Here is a 22,952-nt window from a genome sequence, read left to right on the forward strand (position 1 = left end):
CTTACAGGCAGGTTCGGCGTTTTCGTTCAACACCGAGTCACATCAAAAGTTTCTGTTGATGTCGACTACTGAGTTCCCCCGAATCCATACGGGGGTTAGGTACTGGGTACCAACTCACAACCCTCACGAAAATATCAGAGCTTGGGCATGGCGCCAATACTGGCGTACAAAAACCAGCTGAATTCCCTAGGATTTCTGTTTGAGATCAAATTAGAGGTGATCGTGGGTGTTGAATATCATGCAATTAGCACAAGTGCCGGTATAATGCCGTTCAGATTTTCGTCAGAGCGGTTTTATCCAAGCAATGTCTGTGACTACCAAGTCCCCAGTTGTATTGCAAGTGCGCGACCTCGCCTGTGAGCGAGATGGCCGGCGCTTGTTTGAGGGTCTTGATTTCTCACTGAATGCCGGCGGGGCAATCCAGGTTAAAGGAAGCAATGGTGCGGGCAAGACCACACTGCTGCGCACTTTGATTGGCAGTACCAGTGACTTCAGTGGAGAGATCCTCTGGCGCAATAATCCCTTTCCTAAAGGTTTACGCGCTATGCGCGAATCCCTGGTGTATATCGGTCATCGCGGCGGGGTACGGGGAGGGCTTACCCCTCTGGAGAACCTCGCCTGGTATGGGGCTACAGAGGCCTCGGCGATGGAGGCCCTAGATAAGGTAGATCTTTTCGGTTTCGAAGGGTCTCTGTGCAGCAGTTTATCGGCTGGCCAGAACCGTCGTGTGGCGCTGGCGCGACTATTTCTACCCCAGTCGCCCTGTTTGTGGATTCTTGATGAGCCCCTGACCGCTTTGGATGTCACCGGTGTTGCGGCACTGGAAAAACAAATGGCTAAGCACCTCGAGAGCGGTGGATCTCTCCTTCTAACCTCCCACCAGCCTTTGAATCTACCTGGGCTGAATTTCGTCGACCTGTCTGACTTTTTGGTCGAGGAATCTTTTAGCGATATGGGGGGAGAGCATGTCTTTAACTGATGTCCAATCACCAGTTGTTGGAGCCCGCGCAACCCCTGGTTTCGTGGCGCTCTTTAAAATTGAAATGCTCCTCGCACTGCGCAAGCGAGCAGATATTGCCAACCCACTATTATTTTTTGTAACGGTCCTCGCTCTTTTGCCTTTAGGTGTGGGACCAGAGCCCGAACTGTTGGCGAAAATGGCGCCAGGCATGATCTGGGTAATGGCGCTGCTAGCCACCATGCTCTCCCAGGAGAGCTTGTTCCGTGGGGATTTTGAAGATGGCACTTTGGAGCAGTTGGCACTGTTGCCCCAGCCCCTGTATTTCGCCGTATTGGCGAAATCCCTGGTGCACTGGATTGCAACTGGCTTACCGCTGGCACTGTTATCGCCGCTATTGGCGTTGATGCTGAATTTGCCCACTGAGGGCTATCTGTGCCTATTTGTGTCGCTATTTCTGGGGACTGCGAGCCTCAGTTTGATCGGCGCCATCGGTGCGGCGCTCACTGTGGCCCTGCGTCGCCCGGGGCTGTTGCTGGCGCTAATTGTTATGCCACTGTATGTGCCCGTGCTAATCTTCGGCACCGGCGCGGTGCAGGCGGCAATTGATGGCTATGCCTATAGTGCGCAGCTGGCGATTCTGGCTGCTCTGCTGGCCGCTGCCGCAGCCTTGGCACCACTGGCTGCTGCGGGGGCAATACGTATCAGCCTGGATAATTGATTCGGAGGTCTTCTTGGCTTGGCAATGGTTTCACCGTTTGGGGTCACCCCGTTGGTTCTATCAAAAAACCAGTGGTTGGCTACCCTGGCTGGCACTGGCCAGCGTTGTTTTGCTGGTGACGGGGTCGGTATGGGGCTTGGGGTTTGCGCCCGAGGATGCCAAGCAGGGCAATAGTTACCGCATCATCTTTATCCATGTGCCGGCGGCCTTTTTGGCGCTGGCTGGCTACTACATTATGGCGATCAGCGGCGCCATAGGCCTTATCTGGAAGATGAAACTCTCCTTCGCGGTGATGCGCGCAGCAGCTCCAATCGGCGCGGTACTCACCTTTATATCCCTCTTTACTGGCGCGGTCTGGGGCAAGCCCACTTGGGGTACCTACTGGGTTTGGGATGCCAGGATTACCTCAATGCTGATCCTGCTGTTTTTATATATCGGTGTGATGGCCTTGTCGCAGGCGGTCAGTCGCGAGCAGGTAGCCGATAAGGCCAGTGCGCTCTTGGCCCTGGTGGGCACGGTGAATATTCCGATTATCTACAAGTCGGTGGATTGGTGGTTTACCTTGCATCAGCCGGCGACTATCCGCCTGACGGAATCCAGTAGTATTGACCCCAGTATGTTCTACCCGCTGCTGGTAATGATTGCCGGTTTCTATTGTACCTATGCCTGGACCCTGCTTACGCATACTCGCGCCTTGATACTACGCCGCGAGATGAAAACCCAATGGGTGCAGCAGGAATTAGTTGGGGAGAAGTAAAGTGCAGTTTCAATTCGCCAACTTTGCAGAATTTTTAGCGATGGATGGCCACGGTATTTATGTGTGGGTTTCCTACGCTGTCACTTTTGCCGCCCTGGCCGCTCTGGCTCTCTACCCGCGTTTGGCGCGACGTCGCCTGCAGCGGGAAATACACAACCAACAGCGTATTGAGCAGCGCCGCCGCAGGGCCAGAGCGCAACAGACGGATATGGAGGAGCCTGCATAGGCTCCGGCCTTGCAGTAATCGATAGGGTTTTTCGCCCGGTGGCTACTGCGGCTGGGCAGATAAGATCAAAAACTTATGGAGTTCACTAAACAATGCATCCCGTACGCAAGCAACGTCTGATCCTGGTACTTGTTCTGGTCGCTCTGTCCAGTGCCGCAGTGGGTTTTGTCACCTATGCGATGCGAGAAAATATGGATTATTTCTATGCTCCCAGCGCCTTTGCCGCTGGAGAAGTGCCGTTTGAGAAACGCATTCGCGCCGGTGGCTGTGTCGTGCCGGGTAGTGTACAGCGCACGGAAGACAGCCTGGATGTACAGTTTGTTATTACTGATGGTGAGGCAGAACTGGCGGTGGTGTTTGATAAAATACTGCCGGACCTGTTTGCTGAGGGTGAGGCCGCGGTGATTAGCGGGCAGCTGATGCCCAGTGGCGTCTTACGTGCCGATCAGGTATTGGCCAAGCACGATGAAAACTACACGCCTCCTGAAGTTGCGGAAAGTATGGTTTCCCACGAAGGTTGCACCGATGGAGCGAAAATATGATCCCTGAACTGGGCCATTTTGCGCTGATAGTCGGCCTGCTGCTGGCTCTTGCGCTTTCGATATTGCCAATAGCTGGCAGTTATAGTGCGCGCCCCCTGTGGATGGAGGCCGCCAGGCCATTGGCCTTGGGCGTTTTTGCGTTTGTCTTTATCGCTTATGTCTGCCTGACAGTCGCTTTTATCCAGAGCGACTTCACCGTTAACTACGTAGCGCAGAACTCCAACAGTATTCTCCCGATTTACTATAAGGTCACCGCGGTGTGGGGTGGTCACGAGGGCTCTATTCTGCTGTGGCTGTTGATCCAGGCAGGCTGGGCTGCGGCTGTGGCGCTATTTGGCCGCCAGTTGCCGCCGGAGCTGTTAGCGCGGGTGCTATCAGTGCTGGGCATAGTACTGATCGGCTTTTTCCTCTTTATTATATTGACGTCTAATCCCTTCGATCGCACTTTGCCATTCCCTCCGATGGAGGGTTCCGACCTGAATCCGTTACTGCAGGATCCAGGGATGATTTTCCATCCGCCTCTATTGTATATGGGCTACGTGGGATTCTCTGTCGCCTTCGCTTTCGCCATAGCTGCGTTGTTGGGCGGGCATTTGGATGCGGTTTGGGCCCGTTGGGCCAGACCCTGGACGGTAGTCGCCTGGGCTTTTCTCACCCTCGGTATCGCTCTGGGTAGCTGGTGGGCCTATTACGAGCTAGGCTGGGGCGGCTGGTGGTTCTGGGACCCGGTTGAAAATGCCTCGCTCATGCCTTGGTTGGTGGGGACGGCACTGATGCACTCATTGGCGGTTACGGAAAAGCGCGGCTTGTTTAAGAGCTGGACTATTTTGTTGGCGATTTTCGCCTTTAGCTTAAGCCTATTGGGTACCTTCCTGGTGCGTTCCGGGGTCATTACTTCGGTGCATGCCTTCGCTACCGACCCACTGAGGGGTAGTTTTATCCTTGGGTTCTTAGCGGTGATTGTGGGCCTCTCCCTTTTATTGTTTGCCCTGCGCGCGCCATCAGTTAGTGCCCGCAGTGTGTTCTCTTTCCGTTCATTGGAGACCTTCCTGCTCGGCAACAATGTATTGCTCATCCTGATTATGGCGATGGTGTTGACCGGCACTTTATATCCGCTGGTGGCAGATGCCTTGAACATGGGCAAAATCAGTGTTGGCCCTCCCTTCTTCAACCTCTTCTTTGTACCCTTGATGGTGGTGCTTTGCCTGCTGCTGGGCATGGGGGTGCATGCGAACTGGAAAGACAGCCGCTGGGACAAGCTCCTCAGTACTTGGCGTTTGCCATTCCTGGCTGCTCTGGTGGTGGCATTGGTCTGGCCCCTGGCATTTGATCACTATCACTGGGGTGCGGTGCTCGGTATTTTTATCGGCGCCTGGGTTTTTTGTGCGAGCCTCGCGGATATTGTTTCCAAAACTCGCAATGCCAAATCTTTTTTCGCCGGTCTCAAGCGTCAGCGCGCCAGTTACTACGGTATGCATCTCGCCCATATAGGTTTGGCGGTGGCAGTGCTGGGGGTTGTATTAACGACCGTGTACAGCGTGGAAGAAGATCTGCGTATGGGGGCTGGTGACAGCTATCAGGTAGCTGGCTATGACTTTGACTTCGGAGGGGTGCGGCTGGCACAGGGGCCAAATTACCGCGCTTTCGAGGGAGTGATCCACGTTAGCAAGAACGGCAAGCCGGTTGCAGAGTTGTTACCGCAGAAGCGCAATTATTTCTCTGGCGGAAATACCATGACCGAAGCGGCTATCGACACCGGCTTGTTCCGCGATATCTATGTTGCTCTGGGTGAGCCGATAGATCGCAGCAACCCCAGTGGTGATTGGGCAGTGCGCCTGCAGTACAAGGCCTTTGTGGTATGGATCTGGCTGGGTGCCCTGTTAATGGCCATCGGTGGCAGCATTGCCGTAGCGGATAAGCGTTATCGTAAAGCCAAGGCGGCGCGCCAAGTACCGCTCAGTGGTAATTTGGCAACGGCTTAATTTTCGGGAAGGATAAAATGTCGAGATTAAAACTCTTTTTGCCTCTGATTATTTTTGTCGCCCTGGCGTTGCTGTTCTGGCGTGGCTTGTTCTTGAACCCGCAGGAAATGCCTTCGGCACTGCTAAACAAGCCGGTGCCAGAGTTTTCTTTGGAAAAGGTTGCCGATAACAATCAGGTGGTGCAAAAGGGAGACCTGCCCAAGGGGCCGCACCTGCTCAATGTTTGGGCCACCTGGTGTGTGGCTTGCCGGGTTGAGCATCCCTACCTAAATGCTCTGGCAGAGCAGGGTGTGCCAATTGTTGGTGTGAACCTCAAAGATGATGATTCGGCGGCTCTCAAATGGTTGGATAAATTCCACAATCCCTACCTCTTTAGTGTTGCCGACAGGGATGGGCGCTTGGCGCTGGATTTGGGTGTGTTCGGTGCTCCTGAAACCTTCCTGGTGGATGCAGAGGGCACTATCCGCTGTAAACATGTTGGTGTGGTGGACGACAAAGTGTGGCAGACCAAATTACAGCCCCTATTTGAAAAATTAAAAAACCAGCCTTGGGATGCCTTTGCCGGTGACCTATCAGATTCCCTCGTCTCCCGTTGTCAGTGAGACCGAAGAAAAGAAAAGCCGTTTTATTTGTTGGCTTGGGCCAGTAACAGATAAGGCGGCTTTTCAATTTCAGCTCAGCCAGATTCGTAAACAATACCCGGATGCCAGCCATCACTGCACGGCGCTTGTTATCGGTAATCCGGCCAATCCCGACACGATGCAAGCCGATGATGATGGTGAGCCCGGAGGCAGTGCGGGGCGCCCGATGCTGGAATTGCTCCTCAAGCAGGGGGTTGGCAATGTAGGGGCTATTGTGACTCGCTATTTTGGTGGCACCAAGTTAGGTGTTGGTGGCCTGATGCGTGCCTATCGGGGATCGGTGGGTGCTGCTTTGCAGGCAGTGAACCTGGAGGCTTTTGTACCGTTACAGGAAGTTTCCGTGAGCTGTGATTTTGCCCAGGAATCCCGCCTTCGCTATTTAGTGGCTCGTTACCAGGGGAATTGTGGGCAGGCGGGTTATGCCAGCAAGGTGACGATGTCCATTTCACTGCCACAAGATCAGTGGAACCCCTTGAGGGAGTTGCTATTGTCAGAAGGGTTTGAGCTTCAAGAGTAGTTTACGTACTTTCCATATTTTTCTGCACTACAGTGCATCCAAAATTTTTGCTCTTCAATAACTGCCTGCTGAACCAGTTGTTCTATTTCCGTTACAGAGTAATCCAGTTCTTTTGGGTGTACTGATTATCCTTGCCCAGAAGTGGGCCCGCCTGAATTTCACTATCTCATCATTGCAGTGTATCGCCTACGCTAAGATTCTTATCTCGCGTCCGCTATCTTTGGGTACAAAAGGAATCCGTCTGGTATCAGTGGTAAAAGGAGTTTTAATACCTGCTTTACATTACAGCTAGGCCAGTAGAGATTTGTTGAGTGGGTATCTTGGGCCAATCTTTTAATTTTTTAGTGTGTTTTGAAGTCTACAAGATTGCTGGACAACTCCTCTGGCAATATTTCTTCCATTGGGAATATCTTCCACCTTAATGATTTCTGCACTTAAATTGGTCGGGTAACGAGTACCAGTTGCGTCTGTCTCAGGTTTTCCCACAGTAACTCCCAGTACCTCGTTAGAGGGAAGCATACAGTGACATTCTAATTATTTTTGCTATTGATGGGTGGGATCTTAGGGTGGCTAAGCGCGAAGCCTATTGAATAAAGTGCCTCATGCGTATGCATTTTCTGTCTCTGAAAATTAACTTCTATGCCTGTGGGGCATTAATAGCATTTTTAATTCAATCCCTTTATTTAGGGGTGTAACTGGCTGCTACTATGCATGGATATGGAAGTGGTAAGGGAGTAAAAGCCCGACAGGTGAAGATTAATGCCATGCACTTAAAGAATAAACTTCATTGTCGCAGTATTTTATTTGTGCCTGCCGCTCGCCCCAGTTGGTATCGGAAAGCAGTTGCTGGTGGCGCGGATATAGCTTGTGTGGATTTGGATGATGCCATCACACCGGGGATCAAAGAAGCTGCCTGGCAGAATGTAAGGAATCTTTTCACGTCCTTTGACGGTCTGCGGGTATTGAAGATTAATCCACTGAGCTCTGAATCGGGCCTCAGGGATGTGTTGTTATTACTGGAGCAGGTATCAAAGCCCGATATTATTCTGCTCCCTAAGGTGGAGTCTGCTGAGGAGATAGCCTGGTTAAATCAATTAATTAAGCCAGTCGAACAATCAATTGATTTGTTACCCCTAATTGAAACGGCTAAAGGTCTGCAAAATACTAGAAAAATAGCTGCTTCTAAGAATGTATTGGCTATTGCTTTTGGTTCCGTAGGTTTCTGCACAGAAATTGGTGCTGATATGAGTTGGGACTCTTTGTTCTATGCCAGGAGCCGTATTCTGCAGGCGGCAACCTACGGAAATATCGGCGCGATAGATGGCCCATGTTTTGATTTGGAAGACACTGAGGAATTATTGCGTGAGACTCAGTGTGTAGCCGCTTTGGGGTTTAGCGGAAAAGTGGCTTTAAACCCAAGGCAGATTGCTCCAATTCATCAAGGATTTTCCCCTACAGAAGAATCTTTACAGAGTGCTCTTAAAATAGTTCAGGCCTTTAAAGCAAATCCCAGTAGGGTATTGGTGGTTGATGGGCGTATGGTGGATTTCCCAGTGATAGAGCGAGCCCTAAAATTAGTCTCTCCCATCGAAAAGTAGTAGTTTTTGAGCATTTGATTGTATAAAAACCTCAAGAGGGTTCTATGGATCGGTTTTGTTTTCCCGCTTATATTCAGCTTGGCAATAATCGCTACCGTGAGCGTTATGGACTGGATTTTGAAGATTTCAAAGTGGGTCAGGTTTTTCGCCATCGACCAGGTGTAACAATTAGTCAGCAGGATAATGTGGAAGAGTGTATTAATACGTTTAATCAGGCGATGATCCATTTCGATGCGCATTACGCCAAACAGACAGAATTTAAGCGTCCTCTTGTCGATACCACCTTGATTATTCAACGCTTAATGGGGCTGACCTGGAAAACTTATTATCGTCGCAAACGTATAGTGGAGTGGAGCAGTATAGATATGTTGGCCCCTGTGTTTGGTGGGGACACTTTGTATGTAGAGACTGAAGTGCTGTTTGTTGGTGCAAATTTGAAGGATTCAGAATCCGGTTTGATTGAGGTTGCACTTCGTAGCACTAATCAAGATCAACAAATAACTTGTGAGATGCGATCTAGCATGCTGATTTACAAGCGAGATCATCTGCCATTTTCAGCAAAAAACTATTAGCTTCTATTGCAAGTGGGAGAGGTCTGTGAAGGATTCCTTACATTTCCTAAGGGAAGTTGAGCCAAATACCTATATCGAAACCTGTGGTGTCGACTATGAGGACTTTGAAGCAGGGCAGATATTTGAGCATCGTCCGGGTCATACTTTCTCTGAAGCCAGCTGTTTAAATTATGCGCGCCACTCTTTCGACTTGAGTCCTGGATATGCGGACCAACGCTATGCACGTAGAGTTTATGGTGATCGGGTAAGAGTGCCAGAGACTTTTGTGCTGAGCGCAATGGCATTAACAACCCGTACCTTCGGTAAGGTGGTGGCCAACCTGAGTATGACAGAATGTAAAGTTAAAGCTGTTTACGCGGGAGATACTCTGTATTTGGAATCAGAAATTCTGGGTAAGCGAAAGTCCAAGTCGCGCCCGGATCAGGGGCTTTTACATATTAGCTCCCAGGCTCTCAATCAAGACGGAGCTTGTGTCTGCTCCTTTGAACGGAAGCTCTTGGTTTATCGTCGAAACCTCGGGCCTTATGAGAAAGCCGGATATTAACTTTCACAGGCAGGAATAGCTTTAGAAACCTTTAACATACAAGCAGTGTAATAAAACCTTCTCTGTGGGAATTGTAGGCCCCCAAAAATCGCTGGCCTTTTATGGCCTCGGGGCATAAATCACGATTTAATGTTAATGCTATTTTTTTGTTTTTGCAGTCGATATCTTGAATCTCTGCATCGAGAAAATCGAAGTATTGTTTGACTGTGGGATAGAGGGCCTTAAATAAACTCTCTTTGAGGGAGAAAGCAATAGTCAGCCATTGCTCAAGTGGTAAACCTGTTTGAGAGAGGCGAGTTTCTTCTGCTTGATTAACGATAAGGTTTTTTATTTCTCTCGCAGTTTCTGTGGATATTGTGGGCTCGTAATCAATACCAATAGCTTTGGGCTTATCGTTGAGTGCACAAATGGCAAGGTCATGGGTGTGAGTAATAGAGCCTGGTGTATCTGTTGGCCATTGGGGGCTTCGATTGGGGCCAATGGGTACATGTGTCTCAATATGTCCAAATTGCTGGAGCGCAAGATGTGCACAATATCTGCCCGCTAAAAACTCGGATTTACGCTTTTGGCAAGCCTTAGTGATTTTATCTGGAAAATGGATGGCGAGTGTGGTGAACAGGCTGTCCTGATAGCTTTCCTGGCTGAACTGGCATTCTAGTATCAGGCCTGAAAATTCGAAGAATTCTATAGGTTGGGTGCCTGTTATAAATCCAGGTGTATTGTTTAACGGTGCATCTTGCTTTGTTTGTAACATTATGGTCTTAAGTGCTAGCAGTTACTGTCTTTACTTGTTTTAAGGGAGAAGTTCTTAAGGGGAAGCTCTAAAGGCTATTTTTTCTAGAGGATATTCTGCCATAGAGCAATTGCCGGCGCAGCTTTACTTTGCTGCACCGGGGTTGTCAGACTGGGTATCGAATTGTAGTGCTTAATGCAGTGGTTTCATGCCAAGAATAAAGGTTTCTAATATAGTGAGCCGTTATCATTTATTGTTGGCGCAAATCCGTTACTATCGTTCCAGAGCTCCGTACCTCCTCCTCATGGGCTGACTCTCTCCATGGCTCCTTGATGGCATCGGCTATCCATTTTTGCATCGAGGGAAGGCTGTGAATCAATTTAATATATTGCTTTGCGTCTTCGCTGAAGGGTAAGTTGTAATTTTCAGCCCTTATTGTAACTGGAGCGAAGAATGCATCGACTGCAGTGAATTCTTTCCCTGCGAGAAATGGGCCTCCAAATTTCTGAAGTCCTTCAGTCCAGAGCTCGTCAATCCGATGAATATCTTTTTGTAGGGGAGCTGAGACTTCATACAATTCTACTTTCAGGCCGCAATTCATTGGGCAGATATTTCTCAGGGCGGAAAAACCAGAGTGCATTTCTGCCGAAGCACTACGAGACCAGGCCCGGGTTATTCGATCGCTAGCCCAGACTTGAGGGAAGTCTTCAGCGATATATTCGGAGATCGCCAGAGAGTCCCAAATCGTGGTTTCTTCCGTTTTCAGGCAGGGCACCTGTCCGCTTGGTGAGAAACTGTGAAACTTTTCCCAGCTGCCGCCTTCCTCAAAAGTAACCAGTTTTTCGTTAAACGGTATTTCCAGGTGGTGCATTAATAACCAGGGTCTGAGAGACCAGGAAGAATAGTTTTTATTTCCAATAAATAATTGATACATAGGCTTTCTCTATAGGTATTTTCCGGTGCTGAGTGCTTATGAGTACTTAAAAGATCAGTGAGTTTAGGTTAGATACCTATCTAGAGAATATCCTCCCAATTTCACTGCCTGAACAATAGTTTGCTCGCAATTGCTTTCTATAGCGATTGGCTTGAAAGCCAATAAACGCTAACTTTACGCCATTCACGATTTTCTTTGCCGTTTGCTGGATGCGGTACGAATTGGATAACCCTATGACAATAAAGCAGGAAGCTATGCGTGTAGCCATATTGGCGCACAGCCAAGTTGCACTGTTTGAATTGGGGTGTGCTACAGAGCTGTTCTGCCTAAGCCGCCCTGAGACAGAAGAGCTCTATAGTGGTGAGGTGGTTACTTTTGCTGAGGCCGCCCCTGCAACGAGTGGGGGGCTTGCACTGCAGTGCCGTCAGGTAAATAGTTTGATGGAATTTGATCTGCTTGTGATTCCCAACTGGCCGACAGTGTCGCTCCCAATAGATGCCTATGTGGCGCGCGCTCACCGAGCGGTTACAGAGTTTGCCGCGGCTGGGCGCCAAATCCTGACCTTTTGCTCCGGTGCTTTTCTTCCCGCGGAACTCGGTCTGCTGGCGGGTAGAAAGGCCACAACGCACTGGCGCTATGCGGAGTCTTTTCGGCAGCGTTTCCCGAGCGTGGAGTATGTGGGCGATGTGCTCTACGTTTGGCATGGTCAATTGGCTTGCGCAGCCGGCAGTTCTGCGGCTATTGATCTGGGTATCGAGTTTCTGCGGCGCACCTATGGTTTTGAATTGGCTAACGCAATAGCCAGGCGCTTGGTAATGGCCCCTCACCGGCAGGGGGGACAGGCTCAATTTATTGAGGCCCCGGTGGCCAAGCGACCGGATTACTTTGCCGGTGCGCTAGACTGGGCTCTGGCCAATCTGCAGGGGTCATTTACGGTGGATGATTGGGCCAACCAGGCGCATCTTTCCCGCCGCAGTTTTGATCGAAAGTTTCGCCAATCAATGGGGACCTCACCAAAGGAGTGGCTGATCCAGCAGCGTTTGCGGGTGGTACAGAAATCACTGGAATCTGGCGAGCTGACAGTCGATGGTGCTGCCCACATGGCGGGTTTTGAGAGTAGCACCACTCTGCGCCACCACTTTCGCAGAACCTTTGGGATCTCTCCCAGTCAGTATCGCAGGCAGTTTTCTAGTGGAGCTGGTCCCTCTGTAGATAGCAACTGAGCCACGCGGACCACAGGTGGAGCACTAGAGAGGCGGGCAAAGGTCTGGAAGTGGATGCCCTCGGCTGATACAACCCCAGGCGCGAACAGGTTATGATTCTTCCTTTATTGCCTGAACTCAGTACGGAAAACGAAGGATTTATGAGCAAACAGCGCGTATTGACCGGTATCACGACCACCGGTACTCCCCACCTGGGTAACTATGTTGGTGCGATCCGCCCGGCTATCGCGGCAAGCCAGGATGAGAACAATCAGTCTTTTTATTTCCTGGCGGATTACCACGCGTTGATCAAGTGCCAGGACCCGGAACAGGTACATCAATCCACCCTGGAAATTGCTGCGACCTGGCTGGCCCTGGGCCTCAACACTGACAATGTGGTTTTCTATCGTCAATCCGATATTCATGAAATCCCCGAGCTGACCTGGCTACTCACCTGCATGACCGGCAAAGGCTTGATGAATCGTGCCCATGCTTATAAGGCCGCCGTGGACGCCAATCGTGCAGATGGTGAGGATTCTGATTTTGGCGTCACCATGGGACTCTATAGCTACCCGATCCTGATGGCTGCGGACATCCTCATGTTCAATGCCAATAAGGTGCCAGTGGGTAAGGACCAGGTGCAGCATATTGAGATGGCCCGTGATATCGCACAGCGCTTCAACCACCACTATGGCGAGCATTTTGCCCTGCCAGAGGCGGTAGTGGACGACCATGTGGCGGTGCTGCAGGGGCTGGATGGTCGCAAAATGAGCAAGAGCTATGGCAATACCATCCCCTTATTCCTGCCAGAGAAAAAGCTGAAAAAGCATATTAATAAGATCAAGACCAACCTCCTGGAGCCGGGCGAGCCTAAAGACCCAGATACTTCTACGGTTTTCCAAATTTGGCAGGCCTTTGCTACCCAGGAGCAGACCGCAGAAATGCGCAAGGCGTTCGAAGAGGGTATCGCCTGGGGCGAGGCCAAGAAGCAGCTATTCGAGCTGGTCAATGGCCAGATTGGTGAGGCGCGCGAACGCTATAACACTCTGCTAGAGAATCCCTCCCAAATTGAAGAGGAGTTGGAGAAGGGTGCAGCCAAGGCCCGTGCCTACTCGGCACCGTTTATCGAGAAGTTGCGTCACGCAGTGGGTATTCGCAAGATTGGCCAGTAGCCATTTTTACAACGTGGGAAGTTACTGTTAAAAGGTTCTTCCCACGCCTTTCACTCTAATAACAAATAACGAAAGTACAGGTTTCGATATGGAAAACGTTCAGGCAAGCCCCGCAGGGGGCGATAATGCCAATAACAAAGATGGTTGGATCAACCGGGCACTGAATTTTATTGAGGTAGTAGGTAACAAGCTACCCGACCCAGCCGTACTCTTCCTGGTATTGATGGTGGCCATCTGGGTGCTGTCCTGGCTGCTATCTGGTGTGAGCTTCGATACTTTGCATCCAGCCACGGGGGAAGCAATTCAGGTAACCAACCTTCTTTCCAGTAGTGAGCTGGCCCGCTTCCTCTCCAGTATGGTGACCACCTTTACCGGCTTTGCGCCTCTCGGCGTAGTGTTGGTGGCTATGTTGGGTGTGGGTGTCGCGGAACAGAGTGGCTTTATCAATGCAGTCCTGAAAAAACTGTTGGCGGTAACGCCACAGATGCTGCTTACCCCCATGTTGATTCTGGTGGCGATTGTCAGTCACACCGCAGTAGATGCCGGTTATGTACTGGTGATCCCCTTGGGTGGTGTGATTTTCTATGCGGCCGGTCGTCACCCGCTGGCGGGTATTGCCGCCGCCTTTGCCGGTGTCTCGGGCGGTTTCTCGGCGAACTTTGTACCCTCGGCAATTGATCCCTTGCTTCAGGGGTTTACCCAAACTGCGGCGCAGATTGTTGATCCGGATATTCAGGTCAATCCACTGAACAATTGGTTCTTCACCTCGGCGTCCTGCCTGGTGGTCACCATGTTGGGCTGGTGGCTGACCGATAAGGTGATTGAGCCCCGCCTGAAGAATGTTGCCATCGATGGCGATAAAGAAGATATGCCGGTAATGCAGGAGCTGGGAGCCCGCGAGAAGAAGGCCATGTACCTTGCGGTTACCGTAATGGTCGCCGGTATCGTCGGCCTTATCGCCTGGATGTTGCCGGAGACCTCCGCACTGCGCGATTCCCAGGGGCAGCTTGCCTCCTTTGCTGCACCGGTGATGAAGTCTATTGTGCCGCTGATCTTCCTGCTGTTTATTATTCCTGGTGTGGTATTTGGCTTTGCGGCGGGGACCTTTAAAAAGAGTAAGGACGTAATCGATGCGATGTCTAAGACCATGGGTTCCATGGCGTATTACATCGTGATGGCCTTTTTCTGCGCGCTGTTTATTTCCGAGTTTGCCCGCTCCGGCCTTGGCACCCTGTTGTCGATAGAGGGGGGTGGTTTGCTGGCGGCTATGAACCTACCGGGCCCGATCACCCTAATGGGGATCATTGTACTGGTGGCGTTCATCAACCTGTTTGTGGGGTCTGCCTCTGCCAAGTGGGCGCTGCTCTCTCCGATTTTTGTGCCTATGTTGATGCAGATTGGATTCTCCCCAGACCTGACCCAGGCGGCCTACCGAGTTGGTGATTCCTCTACCAACATCATCACTCCATTGATGCCTTACTTCCCATTGGTGGTTGTCTACTGTCAGCGCTATGTGAAGAGTACGGGTATAGGTACTCTGGTATCTATCATGCTGCCTTACTCGGTGGTATTCCTGATCTGCTGGACCCTGTTCCTCGTCCTTTACTGGAACCTGGGTATGCCTCTGGGTTTGCAGGCGAGCTATACCTATCCGACGCCTTAGCAGTTGGCTCCGGTGAGGTTTAATTCGCGCTGGAGCATAAAATTATTTTACCTTCAGAGGTGCCCGAGACTCGGGGCGTCTCATCTTTCCTCAAGATCCGGTTAAAAATTGACCGGATCCCTTCAAGCTTGCGTTATAAGTCCTCGCCTAAGTATAAAAATATTGGCTAATTTCAGCTTTTTACTGACTGCCTGTATGAATCAGCTCCATCGGGCCTGGGGCCCTCTGCATATCTCTTTTACTGCGCCAGTTACGTTTGTAGCCCTGGTTTAGGCCTGTTCGTTTACATGCCCTTGGCTATTTGGTGAGTTGCATTAGTAAAAAAATGTTCTAATAATGTTGTAAGTGATAACGATTCCTATTAAGATCCGCCTCATTAAATGTTGGCAGCGGTTGCTGCGACAAGAAAAACTTCCAATGATTGTTGAGGGATCCCCATGGGCACCGCTCGTTTCCAAGGTTCACGTCAAAACTCCTCTCCGGTTATCTCCGGCCTTAGCCGTTCTCTGCTGGCGCTGGCTGTTGCCGCAGGCAGCTCTGCAGCTTTTGCTGCCGAAGATAAAAATGAAGTTCTCGAAGAGGTTAACGTAACCGGCGAGCTCAACCTGGATCGCCAGACCTCTATTGGTAAGTTGGATATCCCGGTGGACGAGACGCCGTTCTCAATCTCACTGCGCGATAAGGATTTCTTTGATGTTACTGGCTCTAAGACTGTGCAAGATATCTTGCAATATTCTGCCGGTGTGAATGGCGGCTTGTTTGGAGTTGATGCTCGTGGCGATTGGTCTACTGTGCGTGCAGTTGACCCAGTCATGTTTGTCGATGGACTAAAAACAACCTTCGGTAGCTATACCGGCTCACGTGCAAACCTCTATGCCTTCGAACGTGTTGAAATCCTCAAGGGGCCTTCTTCCGTTCTCTATGGGCAAGGTTCTACTGGAGGTATCGTGAACCTCGTTTCCAAGCGTCCCAAAGAGGAGTTTGGTGGTGAGCTGATGGTGCAGGGCGGTGACTATGATCGCAAAGTAATTGCTGGCGATGTTACCGGGGCCTTGGATAGTAATGGCGAGTGGCTCTATCGCGTGACGGGTTACGCCCGAGATGCCGATGCTCAGGTTGATCATGTCGATGACGACAGCATTCTGTTTATGCCTTCCATTTCCTGGCGTCCCAGTGCGGATACCGAAATTACTTTCTTGGTGAACCATCAAGAAGAAAACACAGGTACCACTGCGGCCTTCCTGCCCTGGGGTGGCACCATTGTTGATAACGTAAACGGTGAAATCCCGACCGATACCTTTATTAGTGAGCCAGGTTGGGATAAGTACGACACGGAACAAACTGCTTATAGCTTGTGGGTTGATCATCGCTTAAATGATAGCTGGGGCATCAATGCAGGCCTTCGTTATTCAAAAGGGGATGTCGACTACAACTCGATGTATGCTGATTACAGTCGTGAACTGCGCTTACAAAAAGATCTCCGTCAAGTATCGCGGACGGTCTATATGAAAGACGCGAAAAGCGATCTTTTGATTTTTGACCTGCGCTTGTCAGGCGAGCTGACTACAGGCTCTTTAGAGCATCAGATCACTGCTGGGATTGATAGCCAGAATGCAGAAATCGATAACAGTATTTTGAGAGTGCGTGGCCTCGGTGGTGTCGTTGATATTTTTGATCCGGCTTATGGTTATGTGCCAGAGGGGCTGGAAGAGCGGGATAGAGAGAATACCGATGTCAATGCTGAGCAAGTAGGTATTTACCTCCAAGATCAAGTTAGCCTTGGCAGCCTTATTTTTAATTTGGGCTTGCGTGAAGATAGATTGTCTTCAAGAACACAAAGTAATGTTGCTAAAAATGTAAGTGGCAAGCAGAGAGAGACGGAAGTCACTAAAAGATTTGGCTTAATGTATGCCTTTGATAGTGGTGTATCTCCTTATATTAGCTATTCAGAATCTTTTGAGGCTGTCTTAGCAGATCCGAATAGCCTGGGCGGTACCTACGAGCCTGTTAAAGGGGAGCAAGTTGAAGCCGGTATTAAATACCAGCCAGAAGGTACTAATATCCTGATGACTGCTTCTGCTTTTGAGATTAAGCAGAAAAATCGCTTAACTTACGGTCTCGATGGATCTTTCCGGCAAATCGGTGAGGCGCAGATTGATGGGTTTGAGCTTGAGGCCAGTGGGCAGTGGGGTAATTTGACGTTAGTGGCGAATTACAGCCAAATAGACACAGAAGTGCTAGAAAGTAGCAATCCATTTGAAGTTGGCAGTGAAATCGAGACTGTCCCTGAGGAGCAATTCTCTCTCTGGGGCAACTATGACTTTAGTGAATGGGTTTCTGGTCTAAGTGTTGGGCTAGGTGCTCGCCATGTTGGTGAGAGTTATACCGGTATTGATAACGTTCATGCAGCCTTGGTAGTTTTTGATTCTAAAAATGCTGCTTATTACGATTATGTTTTTGCGGATTTCCCCACAGAGAATCCATCTTACACCTTATATGACGCAACCATCGGTTACACCCTGGAAAGCTGGAAATTTCAGCTGAATGTGAAAAACCTGACCGATGAGGTTCATACCACCTCTTGTTTGAGCCGTGGTGATTGCTTCTACGGCGAGCGTCGTTACGTGACTGCTGAGGCACGTTACACTTTCTAAGTTAGAGTAGACTGGGAGTTTGTCCGCAGGGGGAGTCTGTGGGCAAACTCCCTTTTTTGCGTTTCACCATCGGGCGGGAGCCTAAATCTCCCGGTGTGATCTTTATGCCAAGTTCCTTCTACCTCATTGCCGGACTGGCCACTGTTTTTGCCATTGCCGGTATTTTTGGTCTCTACTCAGCCTGGCTACGTAGCGGCTCTCAACCGCTGCGTCGTTGGATGGGTTGGGGTCTGTTGTTGTTATCGGCATTCGCCTGGAGTGCAGTAGTGGGGGTGGAGTATGGTGTGAGTATTGCCACACTCCTGGTCATGCTGGCCGCCCTGACCTTGCTTGCCTTAAAAGGCGATTGGCCAAGCGGTCCCCCCAGGCAGGAAAAACAGAGGTCGGGTGGAGCGGCACCGAAGGAGGCCTTGTGGCAATTATGGCTGCGAGGCGTTTTACGTTTCCTGGCTATCGCATTATTACCAACAGCCAGTGGTCTATTGGCTGCACTTCTTTATTTTAACTTTACCGGTTTTGGTGAGAGTGCCCGTCTTGTGGGGGCGGCCTTTGTTGCCGTTACTGTTTGGACTCTGGCAATGGTTTGGTGTAGTGCGGATAAGAAGCTGCTGCGCCCCAGCGCGGCGCTAGTGGTTTTTTCACTGGCGAGTGGCTTTGCCGTAATGCCAGCGGCGTAAGCTAATAATGATTTTGAGATCAAAGAGACCTCACTAGGAATTCAACGTGAAATTTTCCCTAAAGCCAACTCCCGCCTTTGTGCGCGATATGACGGATGGACATTCGGTTCTTGGTCTGGCCATCTCCACTCTGCTCTATATCGTTTGTGTCAGTGGAACGCTTGCCGTTTTTTACAACGAATTTGAGCGCTGGGAGCAGGCTTCAGAGCTGGAAAACCTCGATGTCAGCCCCACTGTATACCAGCTTGCCACCGAGCAGGCTGTTGCCCTGGCGAAAGAGCAGAACGAAGAATTTGAATCGGTAAAATTTACCATTCCCAATACAGATATGCCCAGGTTGACCGTGGAAGTGGGGGATATCGAGCGCTATGTCGCCGAGGACGGTTCTCTACTGGGTGAGGTAGAGCACGAGTGGACGCACTTCCTTGCTTATTTGCATTTTGCATTAAATCTGCCCTTAGGGCTTGGGGTTCCTCTTGTAGGCTTGATCGGTGTATTGATGACCGCACTGATTATTTCTGGATTATTGGCGCATCCGAAGATCATTAAGGATGCTTTCTCTTTGCGCCTGGCGGGCTCCAAGCGTTTGCAGCAGGTGGACTTGCACAACCGGCTGGGTGTCTGGGCAGCACCTTTTCACTTGGCGATCGCTATTACCGGTGCTTTTATCGGCCTTTCTCAGGTGGCGGCCTTTGCTATTGCCGGTGTTTTCTTTGCTGGGGATACAGAGAGGGTTGAGCATATTTTGTATCGCGAGCATCCGGTAATGGAAGAGAATGCCGCCCAGGTACCGCTCCCGGATTTTGCCGCGATTCTTGCTCAAATGGAGCAGATCGCACCGGGTGAGGAGCGCACTAAGCTTGAGGTTGCCTTCCCTGGACGTGAGGGGCAGGTAGTGGAGGTATGGACGCGGGTTCCCGAAAAGCTGGTTTGGGGAGAGCGTTACCACTTTAATGGGGATGGCAGCCTGATAGAAAAAGAGGGGTGGTCTGAAGGGGATGCCGCCAAGCAGGTATACCTCTCCACATTCCGTCTGCACTTTGGGCATTTTTCGGGTTTCCCAGTAAAAATTGCCTATTTCTTGCTGGGGATTGGCATGTGTGTGCTGGTGGTTTCGGGAATTAATATCTGGTTGGTGCGCAAGCGCCAGCGGGGGCAGCCGGCAGTGCGCCTTGAGCGTATTTGGATGGCTCAGGTCTGGGGAATTCCTTTTGCCATTGCATTGAGTGCTGTGACTTACCTGGCCTTTGCCATACCTGCCGCCCAGGTATTCTGGCTGACCACAGTTGTTTTGAGTGTGATAGCTGCTTTTGTGGGGACTGTTGCCGGTTGGTCTATGTCGCTCCGTGGAGCAACCATTGCAGCCTGTATTCTGGCAGTAGTGGTTCACACTTCCCTGTATGGGGCGGATTCCTTTGTGAGAGCCTCACTGGTTGCCAATGCGGTGTGGCTGTTGATTGCTGCGGGTATCGCTGCCTCCTGCCTGTATACCTGGGTGCGCCACCGGGATGGCGCTTTTGCTTCCACCGTTGGTCGGCCAGTTGGAAGTAACTAAGCTGGCATTGTCCGGTATCTATTCCGATGCCGGGCGCAACATCTCTATATGGGGTATACCGTCTTCGTCGTAGGGGGCGGATACCTGCTCAAATCCAAACTCTCCATAAAACCTGCGCAGGTGCTCCTGGGCGGAAATGCGAATCCCCGAACCTGGATACTCCGCCTGGGTTTGTTTAACCGCGCGGCGGATCAGTTCTCTGCCCAATCCCGTACCTCGGCTGGACTCTGCGGTAAGCACGCGACCTATTGAGGGCTCGGGATATTTTTTGCCTGGAAATACTACGCGTAGGTAAGCCATCAATTGGGGCGATTGGCTCTCCTTGTCCCAGCAGATTAGGTGCCAGGCTTCTTGATCTTTGCCGTCGGCATCTTGATAAGGGCAATCCTGCTCTACCGTAAAAACCTCCTGGCGTGCCCGCAAGATTTCATAAAGTTGATCGATAGAGAGTTGTTGAAAGCTACACCACTGCCACTGCACTGTATATTACCTGTGTTTTTATAGGTGATTTTGTAAGGGGTAGCCTGGATGTTAAACCGACTTGAGGGGTAAAAAAAGCTGGAATGGAGTGGGCCCTCGATCTTTCACAAAAGCCCAGTGGTTGGTGTGCGTTGTTTAGTTGGCAGGAGCTACCTGGGTGCTTCTTTCAAAGGAGCCGTGCTCGAGATAATGCAGTACCTGGGCGATGACTTTTTTATCCTTCATCATAAAGACATGGGTTACCGGCATTTCCAAGTGATCATTCATCCCTTCCAGCTTGGTGCTGGAAACCGAGACCTTGCCGTCATCGGTTTCTGGAATCAGTCGCGACAGTATCAGGTTGATACTACGAGTGCCCGCGATGATACCCACATCAAAATTCGCCTTGCCTAATTTATTGGGGATACTCAACTCCCCGGTGCCCAGTTGCAGGCCCGCATCTCCAAAGGCAAATTCAAACCCTGGGAAATTGCCGAGCTTGTCCACCACTTCACTACCTTTATTGGGTGGGCCCAACATAACCACGCGATTGAGGTTCTCAACCTCTACCCGGCTCAAATATTGGCGAACCAATATGCCCCCCATGGAGTGGGTGACGAAATTGATTTCTCCGTGGCCAGCGCATCTGTCTAGTGCTGGAGCTATGGCCCTACCGGCCAGTTCCTCAATGGGAAAGCGGGTGGAGGGATAATCCACATTGACGGTTTTGTAGCCGGCGGCGCTGATGGCTTGCTCTAACTTGGCCATGGAGCCATCTGACTTGGCGAGGCCATGCAGCAATATCACGCAGCCAGAGTGGGCATTTACTGACAAGGCGGCCAGGAATATTGGCCCAAGGTATAGCGACAGGGTGAGAACAAGTTTCTTCATTGATGCTCTTTCAATAGTGACTCTGGCGACTGCAGTATGCGGCTAGGCCTGTAAAAAACCAAGGCGTCAGCTGAGGAGGAGGGTGGTCATGATAGGGAGTTTACCGCCGCTTATTATCTGATGTGTTGGCGCAGCATTTCAGCCATGCGCTCGGGTTTATCCGGGGTGATTACCAGGGTTTTGCCGGGGAAATACAAAACCAGGGCCTTCTCTTGGTCTGTAACGAAGGCCCGGTAACGGCCTAGTTGTTGGTTTTGAAAAAGGCCGATGTAGCCAAAGAGACCTGAATTGCCAAAGATACGGACCGATCCTTGCATAGCTTTAGGGTCGACTTTGACCTCTTTCAGTCCTTCCAGGGAGATAGAGGTTTTCCAGCCGGGCCTCAGTATTTGCAGGTTGTTGTTTACCAAGCTGTAGCCGCGGATAGCAAATGCGGCGCCCAGCAGCAAAATGATCGGTGGTAGAGCAATGGCAATGCTATAGAGGAGAGAGGGGCTCTGCTGGGACTTTCCTATCAGGATAAACGGTATCGCCAGAAGCAGAGCAGCGCTCAACAAGCTGATAATTTTTAGTTGGCGGCTCCAGGGGGCTTGAAAAACAACAAGAGGCATAAATTACTCAATAGGCAGTGAACAGTCTGAATGGCTCAATCATAGTGCTGATGGAATCGGCTTGGCAAAACCACTGTCCAATTTATCGGTGATTAGCCTAAAGGAAAGCTGACCAAGTCGAACAAGGCATAGTTTTTAGAAAGTAGTCTTTGAACAATATTGATTTCAATAACGGATTAACGATGACAAGCGGGATTGAAGAGCTAAACCGGAAATCTGCCCTGGTTGTAGAGGGCGGCGCTATGCGTGGCATTTTCGCAGCGGGAGTCTTAGACGCCTTTATCGAGAAGGATTTCTGCCCCTTTGACTTTGCTATTGGCGTTTCAGCAGGGTCCACTAACCTGATTGGCTACCTGGCGGGTGACCATGGTCGCAGCCGCCAGATTTTGCTAGATCATGCAACGCGTGCAGACTTCATTGATTGGCGGCGCTATCTAAGGGGAGGGCATTTTTGCGATATCAACTGGCTGTGGCACGCCTCCTATAATGATGTGCCCTTAAGTATTGAGCGCTATACGAAAAATGGCGTTCCCCTCTATGCGGTGACAACCAGCATCACCAGCGGGCAGCCCCACTATGTGTGCGTGACTCCCGAGAATATGCATGAGGTATTCCCTGCATCCTGTGCAATCCCCATGGCTTACCGAGAGTTTCCGCCAGTGGCCGGAGAGCCCATGACCGATGGTGGCCTGGCGGACTCAATTCCGGTTATTCGGGCTTATGAACAGGGGGCGCGGGATATTACTGTGATTCTTTCGCGTCCTCTGGGCTATAGGAAGCCCGTGGGTTCCGCGCCACGGTTTATCAAGCAGTTTTTCCACGACCACGCCCGCCTGTTTGAGGCAGTCCTGGAGCGTGGAGAGCGCTATAACCGTGCCTTGGACTTTATCACGGCGCCACCCTCGGACTGTCGGGTATCGGTGATTGCACCTCCAGCAGACTTCCCGGTAAAGCGCTTTACCCAGGAGATTGGGTTGCTTGAGAGGGGCTATGAGATTGGGGGCGAGCTTGGCAGGCGGTTTCTGAGTGATCCGGTGGATGAGGCGGCTTCAACAAAGCCCGGGAGCTCGTAGGGAGTTGGTGACTCACCGGGTAACATTCCACTAGAAGATGGAGCTTATGAAATCGGAAGCATGGTCGGCCCATGGGTGTAGGGAAAATCCCGATAATTGGCATTTACTTCCTCCCTAGCCTGTAGGAGGCTTGTGTGGGGGGTGGATAATGTTGCTACCCTAAGGAACCTTTAAAAATTCCATAATGCCCATTCTTACCGCCAAACCTGCCAGGTGGGATTGTTAGAGCTCACTCACTCTTGTTGTGAGCCTTTGAGTTGCAGGATTGCG

The 22,952-nt window shown here is 50.7% G+C and carries 24 protein-coding genes; 18 read left to right on the top strand and 6 right to left on the bottom strand.

What is annotated here, in order from left to right; all coding sequences use genetic code 11:
• The first annotated feature begins 304 nt into the window (after nucleotides 1-304).
• From ccmA to ACXAFI_RS05765, 8 genes are all read left to right on the top strand, one after another.
• The gene (gene ccmA, locus ACXAFI_RS05730) at nucleotides 305-979 is read left to right on the top strand and encodes a cytochrome c biogenesis heme-transporting ATPase CcmA (protein WP_475108021.1); all 675 of its coding nucleotides are present in this window, start codon (nucleotides 305-307) and stop codon (nucleotides 977-979) included.
• Nucleotides 966-1,679 (top strand): heme exporter protein CcmB, encoded by a 714-nt coding sequence (ccmB, locus tag ACXAFI_RS05735; RefSeq protein WP_475108022.1) that lies wholly within the window; start codon nucleotides 966-968, stop codon nucleotides 1,677-1,679. The genes ccmA and ccmB overlap by 14 nt, the downstream gene beginning before the upstream one ends.
• A gap of 13 nt (nucleotides 1,680-1,692) precedes the next feature.
• Nucleotides 1,693-2,436, top strand: a complete 744-nt coding sequence (locus ACXAFI_RS05740; protein ID WP_444919451.1) for a heme ABC transporter permease — start codon at nucleotides 1,693-1,695, stop codon at nucleotides 2,434-2,436.
• A gap of 1 nt (nucleotide 2,437) precedes the next feature.
• A complete protein-coding gene (gene ccmD / locus ACXAFI_RS05745) occupies nucleotides 2,438-2,662 on the top strand; it encodes a heme exporter protein CcmD (protein ID WP_475108023.1) in 225 nt (74 codons plus the stop codon).
• 92 nt (nucleotides 2,663-2,754) lie between these two features.
• A complete protein-coding gene (gene ccmE / locus ACXAFI_RS05750; RefSeq protein ID WP_152454150.1) occupies nucleotides 2,755-3,204 on the top strand; it encodes a cytochrome c maturation protein CcmE in 450 nt (149 codons plus the stop codon).
• On the top strand, nucleotides 3,201-5,186 hold the full coding sequence (locus ACXAFI_RS05755) for a heme lyase CcmF/NrfE family subunit (RefSeq protein ID WP_475108024.1): 1,986 nt from the start codon (nucleotides 3,201-3,203) through the stop codon (nucleotides 5,184-5,186). The genes ccmE and ACXAFI_RS05755 overlap by 4 nt, the downstream gene beginning before the upstream one ends.
• 17 nt (nucleotides 5,187-5,203) lie before the next feature.
• On the top strand, nucleotides 5,204-5,788 hold the full coding sequence (locus tag ACXAFI_RS05760; protein WP_152454148.1) for a DsbE family thiol:disulfide interchange protein: 585 nt from the start codon (nucleotides 5,204-5,206) through the stop codon (nucleotides 5,786-5,788).
• Entirely contained in the window at nucleotides 5,751-6,344 is a 594-nt protein-coding gene (locus ACXAFI_RS05765; protein ID WP_475108025.1) for a YigZ family protein, read from the top strand. Before ACXAFI_RS05760 ends, ACXAFI_RS05765 begins: the two co-directional genes overlap by 38 nt.
• 333 nt (nucleotides 6,345-6,677) lie before the next feature.
• Here the strand turns inward: ACXAFI_RS05765 and ACXAFI_RS05770 are convergent, their stop codons facing one another.
• Nucleotides 6,678-6,830, bottom strand: coding sequence for a hypothetical protein (locus ACXAFI_RS05770; RefSeq protein WP_475108026.1), 153 nt, complete (start codon nucleotides 6,828-6,830; stop codon nucleotides 6,678-6,680).
• Between the two features lie 263 nt (nucleotides 6,831-7,093).
• Between ACXAFI_RS05770 and ACXAFI_RS05775 the strand changes: the two genes are divergently transcribed.
• Genes ACXAFI_RS05775 through ACXAFI_RS05785 form a run of 3 tightly spaced genes read left to right on the top strand, consistent with a single transcriptional unit; the run spans nucleotide 7,094 to nucleotide 9,058 of the window.
• Nucleotides 7,094-7,942 carry an HpcH/HpaI aldolase/citrate lyase family protein gene (locus tag ACXAFI_RS05775; protein ID WP_475108027.1) on the top strand — a complete coding sequence of 283 codons (849 nt, stop codon included), beginning with the start codon at nucleotides 7,094-7,096 and terminating at the stop codon, nucleotides 7,940-7,942.
• Between the two features lie 44 nt (nucleotides 7,943-7,986).
• Nucleotides 7,987-8,514 carry a MaoC family dehydratase gene (locus tag ACXAFI_RS05780; protein ID WP_475108028.1) on the top strand — a complete coding sequence of 176 codons (528 nt, stop codon included), beginning with the start codon at nucleotides 7,987-7,989 and terminating at the stop codon, nucleotides 8,512-8,514.
• 25 nt (nucleotides 8,515-8,539) lie between these two features.
• A complete protein-coding gene (locus ACXAFI_RS05785) occupies nucleotides 8,540-9,058 on the top strand; it encodes a MaoC family dehydratase (RefSeq protein ID WP_475108029.1) in 519 nt (172 codons plus the stop codon).
• A gap of 31 nt (nucleotides 9,059-9,089) precedes the next feature.
• Here the strand turns inward: ACXAFI_RS05785 and ACXAFI_RS05790 are convergent, their stop codons facing one another.
• Nucleotides 9,090-9,812: a 4'-phosphopantetheinyl transferase family protein gene (locus tag ACXAFI_RS05790; RefSeq protein ID WP_475108030.1), complete on the bottom strand. Its 723-nt coding sequence runs from the start codon at nucleotides 9,810-9,812 to the stop codon at nucleotides 9,090-9,092.
• A gap of 229 nt (nucleotides 9,813-10,041) precedes the next feature.
• Nucleotides 10,042-10,725, bottom strand: coding sequence for a glutathione S-transferase family protein (locus ACXAFI_RS05795; RefSeq protein WP_475108031.1), 684 nt, complete (start codon nucleotides 10,723-10,725; stop codon nucleotides 10,042-10,044).
• Between the two features lie 233 nt (nucleotides 10,726-10,958).
• Here ACXAFI_RS05795 and ACXAFI_RS05800 point away from each other — a divergent pair, with 233 nt between their 5' ends.
• The 6 genes from ACXAFI_RS05800 to ACXAFI_RS05825 all read left to right on the top strand — a co-directional run bounded on the left by ACXAFI_RS05800 (nucleotide 10,959) and on the right by ACXAFI_RS05825 (nucleotide 19,648).
• On the top strand, nucleotides 10,959-11,948 hold the full coding sequence (locus ACXAFI_RS05800; RefSeq protein ID WP_475108032.1) for a helix-turn-helix domain-containing protein: 990 nt from the start codon (nucleotides 10,959-10,961) through the stop codon (nucleotides 11,946-11,948).
• A 140-nt stretch (nucleotides 11,949-12,088) separates the two neighbouring features.
• Complete coding sequence (locus ACXAFI_RS05805) at nucleotides 12,089-13,099, top strand: tryptophan--tRNA ligase (protein ID WP_475108033.1); 1,011 nt, start codon at nucleotides 12,089-12,091, stop codon at nucleotides 13,097-13,099.
• 88 nt (nucleotides 13,100-13,187) lie between these two features.
• A complete protein-coding gene (locus tag ACXAFI_RS05810; protein WP_475108034.1) occupies nucleotides 13,188-14,762 on the top strand; it encodes an AbgT family transporter in 1,575 nt (524 codons plus the stop codon).
• A gap of 437 nt (nucleotides 14,763-15,199) precedes the next feature.
• Entirely contained in the window at nucleotides 15,200-17,416 is a 2,217-nt protein-coding gene (locus ACXAFI_RS05815; protein WP_475108035.1) for a TonB-dependent siderophore receptor, read from the top strand.
• 38 nt (nucleotides 17,417-17,454) lie between these two features.
• Nucleotides 17,455-18,093 (top strand): hypothetical protein, encoded by a 639-nt coding sequence (locus ACXAFI_RS05820; protein ID WP_475108036.1) that lies wholly within the window; start codon nucleotides 17,455-17,457, stop codon nucleotides 18,091-18,093.
• Nucleotides 18,094-18,139: 46 nt separating this feature from the next.
• On the top strand, nucleotides 18,140-19,648 hold the full coding sequence (locus ACXAFI_RS05825; protein ID WP_475108037.1) for a PepSY-associated TM helix domain-containing protein: 1,509 nt from the start codon (nucleotides 18,140-18,142) through the stop codon (nucleotides 19,646-19,648).
• Nucleotides 19,649-19,666: 18 nt separating this feature from the next.
• On the opposite strand, the gene ACXAFI_RS05830 is transcribed toward ACXAFI_RS05825, so the two are convergent.
• From ACXAFI_RS05830 to ACXAFI_RS05840, 3 genes are all read right to left on the bottom strand, one after another.
• Entirely contained in the window at nucleotides 19,667-20,128 is a 462-nt protein-coding gene (locus ACXAFI_RS05830) for a GNAT family N-acetyltransferase (RefSeq protein ID WP_475108038.1), read from the bottom strand.
• Nucleotides 20,129-20,263: 135 nt separating this feature from the next.
• On the bottom strand, nucleotides 20,264-20,998 hold the full coding sequence (locus ACXAFI_RS05835; RefSeq protein WP_475108039.1) for an esterase/lipase family protein: 735 nt from the start codon (nucleotides 20,996-20,998) through the stop codon (nucleotides 20,264-20,266).
• Nucleotides 20,999-21,111: 113 nt separating this feature from the next.
• Complete coding sequence (locus ACXAFI_RS05840; RefSeq protein ID WP_475108040.1) at nucleotides 21,112-21,609, bottom strand: PH domain-containing protein; 498 nt, start codon at nucleotides 21,607-21,609, stop codon at nucleotides 21,112-21,114.
• A 182-nt stretch (nucleotides 21,610-21,791) separates the two neighbouring features.
• Here ACXAFI_RS05840 and ACXAFI_RS05845 point away from each other — a divergent pair, with 182 nt between their 5' ends.
• Nucleotides 21,792-22,682: a patatin-like phospholipase family protein gene (locus ACXAFI_RS05845; RefSeq protein WP_444919433.1), complete on the top strand. Its 891-nt coding sequence runs from the start codon at nucleotides 21,792-21,794 to the stop codon at nucleotides 22,680-22,682.
• Nucleotides 22,683-22,952 lie beyond the last annotated feature (270 nt).

The sequence above is a fragment of the Microbulbifer sp. ABH2_005 genome (assembly GCF_056160005.1).

Bases quoted from the DNA above. Each gene is read 5' to 3' on its own strand.
- ccmE (WP_152454150.1), top strand. From the start codon at position 2,755: ATGCATCCCGTACGCAAGCAACGTCTGATCCTGGTACTTGTTCTGGTC.
- ACXAFI_RS05815 (WP_475108035.1), top strand. From the start codon at position 15,200: ATGGGCACCGCTCGTTTCCAAGGTTCACGTCAAAACTCCTCTCCGGTT.
- ACXAFI_RS05800 (WP_475108032.1), top strand. From the start codon at position 10,959: ATGACAATAAAGCAGGAAGCTATGCGTGTAGCCATATTGGCGCACAGC.
- ACXAFI_RS05795 (WP_475108031.1), bottom strand. From the start codon at position 10,725: ATGTATCAATTATTTATTGGAAATAAAAACTATTCTTCCTGGTCTCTC.
- ccmA (WP_475108021.1), top strand. From the start codon at position 305: ATGTCTGTGACTACCAAGTCCCCAGTTGTATTGCAAGTGCGCGACCTC.
- ACXAFI_RS05835 (WP_475108039.1), bottom strand. From the start codon at position 20,998: ATGAAGAAACTTGTTCTCACCCTGTCGCTATACCTTGGGCCAATATTC.
- ACXAFI_RS05810 (WP_475108034.1), top strand. From the start codon at position 13,188: ATGGAAAACGTTCAGGCAAGCCCCGCAGGGGGCGATAATGCCAATAAC.
- ACXAFI_RS05840 (WP_475108040.1), bottom strand. From the start codon at position 21,609: ATGCCTCTTGTTGTTTTTCAAGCCCCCTGGAGCCGCCAACTAAAAATT.
- ACXAFI_RS05805 (WP_475108033.1), top strand. From the start codon at position 12,089: ATGAGCAAACAGCGCGTATTGACCGGTATCACGACCACCGGTACTCCC.
- ACXAFI_RS05790 (WP_475108030.1), bottom strand. From the start codon at position 9,812: ATGTTACAAACAAAGCAAGATGCACCGTTAAACAATACACCTGGATTT.
- ACXAFI_RS05780 (WP_475108028.1), top strand. From the start codon at position 7,987: ATGGATCGGTTTTGTTTTCCCGCTTATATTCAGCTTGGCAATAATCGC.
- ACXAFI_RS05845 (WP_444919433.1), top strand. From the start codon at position 21,792: ATGACAAGCGGGATTGAAGAGCTAAACCGGAAATCTGCCCTGGTTGTA.
- ccmB (WP_475108022.1), top strand. From the start codon at position 966: ATGTCTTTAACTGATGTCCAATCACCAGTTGTTGGAGCCCGCGCAACC.
- ACXAFI_RS05760 (WP_152454148.1), top strand. From the start codon at position 5,204: ATGTCGAGATTAAAACTCTTTTTGCCTCTGATTATTTTTGTCGCCCTG.
- ACXAFI_RS05755 (WP_475108024.1), top strand. From the start codon at position 3,201: ATGATCCCTGAACTGGGCCATTTTGCGCTGATAGTCGGCCTGCTGCTG.